The organism is Mesorhizobium sp. M1A.F.Ca.IN.020.06.1.1, from assembly GCF_004023265.1.
In the GTDB taxonomy this organism is placed as follows: Bacteria; Pseudomonadota; Alphaproteobacteria; order Rhizobiales; family Rhizobiaceae; genus Mesorhizobium.
The window spans coordinates 1-6,825 of the sequence record NZ_RZSR01000246.1 but is presented as its reverse complement, the minus strand read 5'-3'; the positions used below and the strand labels follow the sequence as shown (position 1 = coordinate 6,825).

The 6,825-nt window shown below is 61.9% G+C and carries 7 protein-coding genes; 3 read left to right on the top strand and 4 right to left on the bottom strand.

Annotated elements, in window-relative coordinates:
* Positions 1 to 124 precede the first annotated feature (124 nt).
* The 3 genes from EOA60_RS13340 to EOA60_RS37575 all read right to left on the bottom strand — a co-directional run bounded on the left by EOA60_RS13340 (position 125) and on the right by EOA60_RS37575 (position 2,320).
* Positions 125 to 865 carry a sulfotransferase domain-containing protein gene (locus EOA60_RS13340; protein WP_127335067.1) on the bottom strand — a complete coding sequence of 247 codons (741 nt, stop codon included), beginning with the start codon at positions 863 to 865 and terminating at the stop codon, positions 125 to 127.
* Positions 866 to 1,003: 138 nt separating this feature from the next.
* Positions 1,004 to 1,519 (bottom strand): hypothetical protein, encoded by a 516-nt coding sequence (locus EOA60_RS13335; RefSeq protein WP_245502555.1) that lies wholly within the window; start codon positions 1,517 to 1,519, stop codon positions 1,004 to 1,006.
* Between the two features lie 228 nt (positions 1,520 to 1,747).
* Positions 1,748 to 2,320 (bottom strand): hypothetical protein, encoded by a 573-nt coding sequence (locus EOA60_RS37575; RefSeq protein WP_164899293.1) that lies wholly within the window; start codon positions 2,318 to 2,320, stop codon positions 1,748 to 1,750.
* Between the two features lie 76 nt (positions 2,321 to 2,396).
* On the opposite strand from EOA60_RS37575, the gene EOA60_RS13330 reads away from it, so the two are divergent.
* The gene (locus EOA60_RS13330) at positions 2,397 to 4,265 is read left to right on the top strand and encodes a glycosyltransferase family 2 protein (RefSeq protein WP_164899292.1); all 1,869 of its coding nucleotides are present in this window, start codon (positions 2,397 to 2,399) and stop codon (positions 4,263 to 4,265) included.
* Positions 4,266 to 4,502: 237 nt separating this feature from the next.
* On the top strand, positions 4,503 to 4,793 hold the full coding sequence (locus EOA60_RS13325) for a hypothetical protein (protein ID WP_127215833.1): 291 nt from the start codon (positions 4,503 to 4,505) through the stop codon (positions 4,791 to 4,793).
* 33 nt (positions 4,794 to 4,826) lie between these two features.
* On the opposite strand, the gene EOA60_RS13320 is transcribed toward EOA60_RS13325, so the two are convergent.
* Positions 4,827 to 5,780, bottom strand: a complete 954-nt coding sequence (locus EOA60_RS13320; RefSeq protein ID WP_164748224.1) for a glycosyltransferase family 2 protein — start codon at positions 5,778 to 5,780, stop codon at positions 4,827 to 4,829.
* A gap of 257 nt (positions 5,781 to 6,037) precedes the next feature.
* On the opposite strand from EOA60_RS13320, the gene EOA60_RS13315 reads away from it, so the two are divergent.
* A partial coding sequence (locus EOA60_RS13315; protein WP_164899291.1) for a glycosyltransferase family 4 protein occupies positions 6,038 to 6,825 on the top strand: 788 nt, incomplete at its 3' end.

Sequence of the window (6,825 nt, the reverse complement as noted above, 5' to 3'; positions counted from 1 at the left end):
GGTTAACCGCAAACATTGAAAGACGATGGGCTTGCCAAAGCGCCGATCAGCATGGAAGCGGCCAACTTGCGGCAGCGAAGAAGGCTGAGACCGTGTTGCGGGCCGGCCCGGCTTCATTCCGACGTCAGCCGAACGCGTACAGATCGTCCGTCGAGACTGCCCTGAAATAGGTCACGAATTCCCAGTAATTCTCGATGCGGTCGACGAAAGGCCGCTGCGGCGGCTTCAGGATCTCGGTCTCGAAGTGGTCCAGTCGCTGGGAACCGCCGAGATAGGCAATGATTGCATTGCCAACCAGTGGATCGCCGATGTCGCTATAGTGGATCGGGAAATACGGCTGTCGGGTCTCGAACAGCACCGATCTGATCTTTGCGCGAAACAGATTCAGCTCGCGCAGAAACGCGTTGAAACGTTCTATGTCGAAATGCACCTTCTTTCTGGGGCTGTCGGCTGCGAACCGGTCGGTGGCATGGACTGTCCATACTCCGGATGCTTCCGCTTCGAGCAACGAGACGAAGGACGCGATCGGATTCCTGACAAGCCAGAGCTTCTTGACGCTTTCATCTTCCAGCACGGGGAGTATGGCCGCGCGCGTCTGGTCGGGAAATATATGAAAACCGATGAAGCGAGCCGACTGATCGTCGAAGATGCGCGCGATGAACTGCTCCGGCTCGACATCTCGCAAATCGACCCGATCGCGCGGCAGATCGATTTTCTCGTGATAGTCATGGCGCAAGCCGACGAAGCTCGGATTGAAGATTTCGCCGTGCAGCACCATTCCGTCATACTGGTTGAGATGGCGATTGAGCGCTTGAGAACCGGTTCGTGGCGAAGCGATCAGCACGAACTTCTGACAAGACTGCATTCACGCCACACCCGTTGGAGTTTGCCCGAACATACACAAACGACCTCTCCGTTCAAATGTGAGCGGCCGCTTGAAACGGCAACGGCAGGCGCCCTGAAGCACCCGCCGTCGTCGGTGTCCCAGCACTTGCTGCGGGGTTCAACCGCCGCGCAGGCGCGTTGGGCTGAGGCTCGCAATGGTCGAACGCTGTTCGGCGGGACCAGTCGGCAGGAACCGGCTCGCATCCGCATAGGTCATGGTGGTGACGGAGTTCTTCAGGCCGCCGCGCTTGGCGATCCAGCCGCGAACCCAGCCAGGGTAGTTCTTCATCATGAAGTCGGCCGCGACCTGGTTGCCGCGCACCCCGGCGCCATACGGCAGGTGGAAGCCGAACGATGCGTTGCGCGTGACGCAGACCTTGCTCTTGGGCATCGCCAGGTAAAGCGTGCAGGCCGAATCGCACGCACCGTTGAAGCGCACGAAACCGCCGCTGCGGCGCATCTTCAGCATGCGGATGGCATAGTCGATTACATAGCCGCCGCGGTCGCCGCTGATCGTCTTGACGTAGCCCTTGCCGAGATTCATGCGCGGACGCAGCAATTGGTCTGCCGAGCTCGTCGAGATCATCGCGCCCGTCAAGGCGAGCGCAGCGAGAAACTTCAATATCGTTTTCATTCGCGCCTCCTGCTATGCCGTGAACGGTTAGCCGGGACGCGTAAAGATTGGTTATGCCGTGTCGATAAACTTGTAACAATCGCTTGATTGCACAGTCTTTTTAGGGGCCGCTTGATTGCATTGGTTTATCAACGGCGCAGAAGGATGATCACTGAAAAGTAAATCCGGCATGGTCAAAGACCAGAGAAGCGTGGAAGCCTTGCCGGTCGATTTGGGTCAGAGGAACGTTCAATGACCGCTGCAAGCAAGCCGAAGCCGGAAGGCGGTCGTCGCCGCATCTGCGTGGTCACGCCTGCGATCCGGCGCGACGCCGATAAAGACGATGCCTCGGCGCCCGGCGAACTTGCCAGGCTCTTCGCCGAAGACGGAGACGACGTCACGCTGCTGTGGGTTGCCGGCCGGGACGTGCCATCCACGGACGAGGTCGCGGCCCGCCGGGCGGAGTTCGGGGCCGCCTCGGTCAAACTGGAGGTTCTCGACCGGTCCGACCAGCTGCTTCCCTCGCTGGCGACGCCCGAAAGCCGCTCCGCTGCGCTGCTGCATTATCTCGAGCGGTGCAGTTACGATCTGGTCTACGCGCCGCTGGAGGGTGGCCTGCCCTACTTCACCCTGCTCGCGGCTGAGACCGATGCCTTCGCCACGCCGCCGATCGTCCTCCTTGCCCGCGCTCCGCAAGAATGGGCGCATGAAGCCGACAAAACATTCATGGGCAGCACCGAGGCGATCGCCACGGCCTACATGGAAAAGTACTGCGCCGAGATGGCCGACAGGACGGTCTGTGCATCCGCCGCCCTGCGCCAATGGATGCTGTCGAGAGGCTGGAAGGTGCGCAAGGCGACGGTGCTGCCGCCACCGCTTCGGTCCATTCGGCAAGATCATGGGCGAGCACAGCGGCGGACTGCTTCTGCGGCGCGCCGAACGTTGGCCGTTCCGGCTCAAGCTGTTGCCGCGCGCGACCCTCGAGGAGAGGCTCGACTACCTCGCACGCAGCGGCGCCTTGGCCGTTGTCCCCAGCCTTGCCGCATCGACCGGCGAGGCCGTTGGCGCATGCACCGCGGCAGGGCTGCCCTTCGTTGCAACCAATGCCGGCGCGAATGCCGAAGCCTGGAAGGCTCAAGCCGGCCAGCCGCCGCTGGTCGAGCCCGACGCGGCGCAATTGGCGGCCGCCATGCTGGCGGCGCTCGAGAAGCCGCCCCGGCCACGGCGGATCGATATGACGGGCCCCTGCCGCAAGGCATGGCTGGATACACGCAATGTGCCCGCTGCCCGGAAGCGCGTTCGCAAGCGGCCCCAACCGGCGCCCCTGGTTTCGGTGGTTATGGCGCATCGCAACCGGCCGCTCTATCTCAAACAAGCCATCGAAGCGGTCGAGGCGCAAACCTACGGCAATCTTGAACTGGTGCTGGTCGACGACGGAAGCGATCTGGAAGAAGCCAGGCAATTGCTGGATACGTTGGAACCAGGCTTCCGTAAGCGCGGATGGAGGATCCTGCGCCGGCCGCACAAGCATCTTGGCGCCGCCCGCAATGCCGGCGTGCGCGCCGCGCGCGGCGAACTGATCCTGTTCGTGGACGACGACAATGCGCTTTTTCCGGAAGCCGTCGAGCATTTCGTCCGTGGCATGGCGGCATCGGGCGCGGACATCTGCACGGCCTTCCAATTGCTCTTCTATGAGGATTTCGTGCCCGAGGACCGGGCCGACGGCCTGATCCAGTATCTGCCGCTTGGCGGCCCCGACGCGCTGGGCCTGATCCACAACGTCTATGGCGACGCCAATGCGATGGTGCGCCGGTCGGTTTTCTCGCAGATCGGATTTTGGCTTGAGGATCCCACCTATGCCATGCACGACTGGGAGTTCTTCGCGCGGGCCTCACTCGCTGGGCTCAAGCTCAGGCCCATTCCAAAGCCGCTCTACTGGTACCGGTCGAAACCGGACGGCATGTTCCGCACGTCGAATTGGTACGACAACCGCTTGCCTGTCCTGGAGGCGTTGCGGACGCTGCGATCCGATGACACCCGGCTGCTCCACCAAATGGCCATCGCGCAGAACACGGCGCGTTCCGAAGTCGACAGCGCGCGCGAGAACCTGAAATATACGCCTGCCGATCGCAAATATCTGGCTCTCAGCGACCTCGAGCCGAACGGCGAGGCAGCGATCGAGACGCTCGCCGGCATCGCCGCTTCGGTCGGCCGCCACGATACTGCCACCGCCTTGCTTGGAGACGGTCTCGCCAGGCCGCAGCCAGACGCATCAGGCAGAGCCGAGGCGGCCAGCGCTTCAGGCGCGCTCGCTTACGACGTGCTGAGGAGCGCAAGGCTGCTTACGCCGCGCACTGCAGCGCTGCCGTTGTTGCTGGTGGCGCCCGACGGCGGCGGCGTGTTCCTGCGCCCGCATGCGGAGGGTGCGGTCGCAGCATCGATCGATCATCAATTCCCGCCCTTCTTTCGCAGAATAGAGGCCGCCATCGAACTCGCCCATGCCGAGGCTCCGGCAATCGCGTTCGGCCTGGCGCTCGCCCGCCCGGACCGGCCTATAGACTGGCAGCAGGATGTCGGCGCGCAGACAATCGGCTTTTCCGGCTGGATGACGGTCCGCGACAGATTCGTGCGCCACGCCTTGGCGGCGACGGTCAATGTCAGGCGCAAGATGCCGCTTTCGATCGTGCTCGCGGTGCGCTTCGTGGAAGGACCGAACGGTGCTCCGAGCAACGCCTTCTTTCGGACGCTGACGGTGTTCAGCGACTAAAGCAGGACGTTCGAAATCTGAACTCGACATGCTGCCGGTTCGCCTGTTTTTCGGCGCCGCATTTCTGCGGCCACGACGCGATTCAGCCCCGTCGGCGAGAAATAGCCTTCACAGGCCCAAGCAGCCGCTCAAAGTTAACCATCTCTCAAGCCGATTTCTTCCGATATGGTTGACAAATTGCTAACAAATCAATAGTATCAACAGCCTATGGGGTATGTAGTGGCAAGGGTGGGCGTAATGCGTAAGATACAGTCGCTACTTCTGGGCGGACTCAGTCTGCTCGGGTTGAGCGTCGCGTTTTCGAATGCGGCGCAAGCGCAAATCGAAGTTGCTCCAATCAAGGAAGCCGAGCTCGCCTGCGAGCAGGCCCTCAAGATCGGCACCATCGAGGCGCTAGAGGACTACCTGCATCGTTATCCGAATGCGCCAACGGCCTGCAAAGCGCTTGCTTTGAACAGCTTGTCGCAGTTTGCCGGGGGCGGTGGGAACGGCAATGGCGGGGATGGCGGCGGCCGCTACGGCGGATAATTGCCGGCGGCATTTCGCCAATAGATCGTCAGATCAGCTGGCCGCGGTTTCCTGTAACCGCGGCCAGCCCGTCGCGACGAATTCGGCGTAGCGATCCGAGGTTTTCATCCAGCCGAGTTCCACGAGCTGGGCTGTGTCGCCGCGATAGCGCACGGACCGGTCGTTGCGAAGCGAGAGCTTCGGATTGCGCTCCAAGGCCTCCATATAGGCGGCGCGCTCTTCGAGCGTCTTTTCTTTCAGTTGCGCATTCTCGCCTAGCGAGGATGCCGATTTCTGCTGGAAGCCCCAAACAAATTTGAAGTGCAGCAGCGCGACGCGGAGTTCGCTGAACCGCACCTTGCTGATGGTGTGCTGCGCCGCGTGATAATGTGTGTCCCTGCTCCACCGCACGATCGGCACCTTGGTCAGGCACGGTGGAAAGGTCTGCTTGAAGCGGCCGCGCCAGAAAACGCGCTCGCGCACCCCGCCGAACATTTGCTCGGGAGGATAAAGTCCATCCCGCGCGCGCAGCCATCCCGGCTCCGGATCGAAATAGGAGGATGCGTGCACCAAAGGGATGCTGCCGTCGTAGCTGCACTCCGCCAACGGTCCGTCCGCGTACATGTCGATCATGGATCCGATCACAGCTTCGGCGCCGGTCGACTCGAGATAATTGAAAAGCCGGCGCAGGCTCACGCGCTCGAGATCGGGATAGACAAGAAGCTCGTCGGCATCGACGGACAGACACCAGTGGCCGGAACCGAACACGCGCATCAATGTGTTGATCCATCGCGGCGGGGTGATGTTCTCGGCGAAATGCGACCCCTCCGTGTGGAAACAATGGCTGTCCGGCTGCTCCAGGACTAGTTCTCGCGTCCCGTCCGTCGAGCCGTTGTCCAGGAAGAAGAACCGGTCGACTCCGAGCCTTCGATAATGTTCGAGAAGATGCGGCAGCAACGTCCTCTCGTTGCGCAGTGCAACGAAGCACAGAATCTCGTCCTTGCGCACGTCAAGCGGCCTATGGTCCAGCCGCTCAAGGTGTTTTGGAGGTCGATGGGCAAGCATGCGAACGCCAATCAATACGGTTTGCGCGAGGAGCCTGGACAGGCTTGCGATGATTATCCCGGTCAGACGATTATCAAAGTGTTATCCACCTGTTGGCAAGACTGCTGCGGCTGAGGATCGAGGGGGACCGATTGAAGGTTGGTTCGAAGACGGGCGCAATCTCTACGCCTAAGCGGCAGTCAAGCCACAAACCCCGCAGGGTGTGTGTCGTTTCCGAAGTCGAGTTCGGCTCTACGGTTACCGCTGATCCAGGGTCGGCAACGTATGCGCTGGCGCAGCACCTGGCGAAAATCGGCGACACGGTCACGCTGCTATGGGTGCCGAGCCCGCTCGGCAGCCAGCCCGACGAGCAGGAAATCGACAGGCTCGCCAAATGGAGCTTCGATAATTTCCTGGTGCGCCTCGAGCTGCTGCCGCGGTCACCCGAATTGCTGCGTGGCCTGGAGTCCAGCGACAAGAATTCCGTAGCCGTCTACCACTACCTCAAACAGAACCCCTTCGATGTCGTCTATTTCGCGCTTGAAGGCGGGCTGGCGCATTTCCCCACCGTCGCCAAGCGCACGGGTGTCTTTGCCGACCCTCCCATCCTCGTGGTGCTCGCGCATGGGCCGCTCATGTGGGATCTGGAGGCTAACGCCAGGGCGATCGAACGCAAGGAGCAGATGACCGTCGCCCATATGGAGAGGACCTCCGCCGAAACCTGCGACCATCTCGTCGTCACAGGCCAGTCCCTGCTCGACTGGATGACCAAGGCGGGGTGGAGACTGCCGGCCAGCCAGCACATCGCGACGCCGTTGCAGCCCGAGGAGTGGCGGTCGAACTTCGCCGTCGATCACTACCGGCCCCGGGAAAAACCGGCCGCCGAGGTGGTTCATTTCTCGGGCACCAAGACGCGAAGCGGACTGACGCTGTTTTGCGACGCACTGGATCGCCTGGCCGAGATTGGCGTGACGGACCTGGCCGTGACGATCGTCGGCGCATTTGGTCA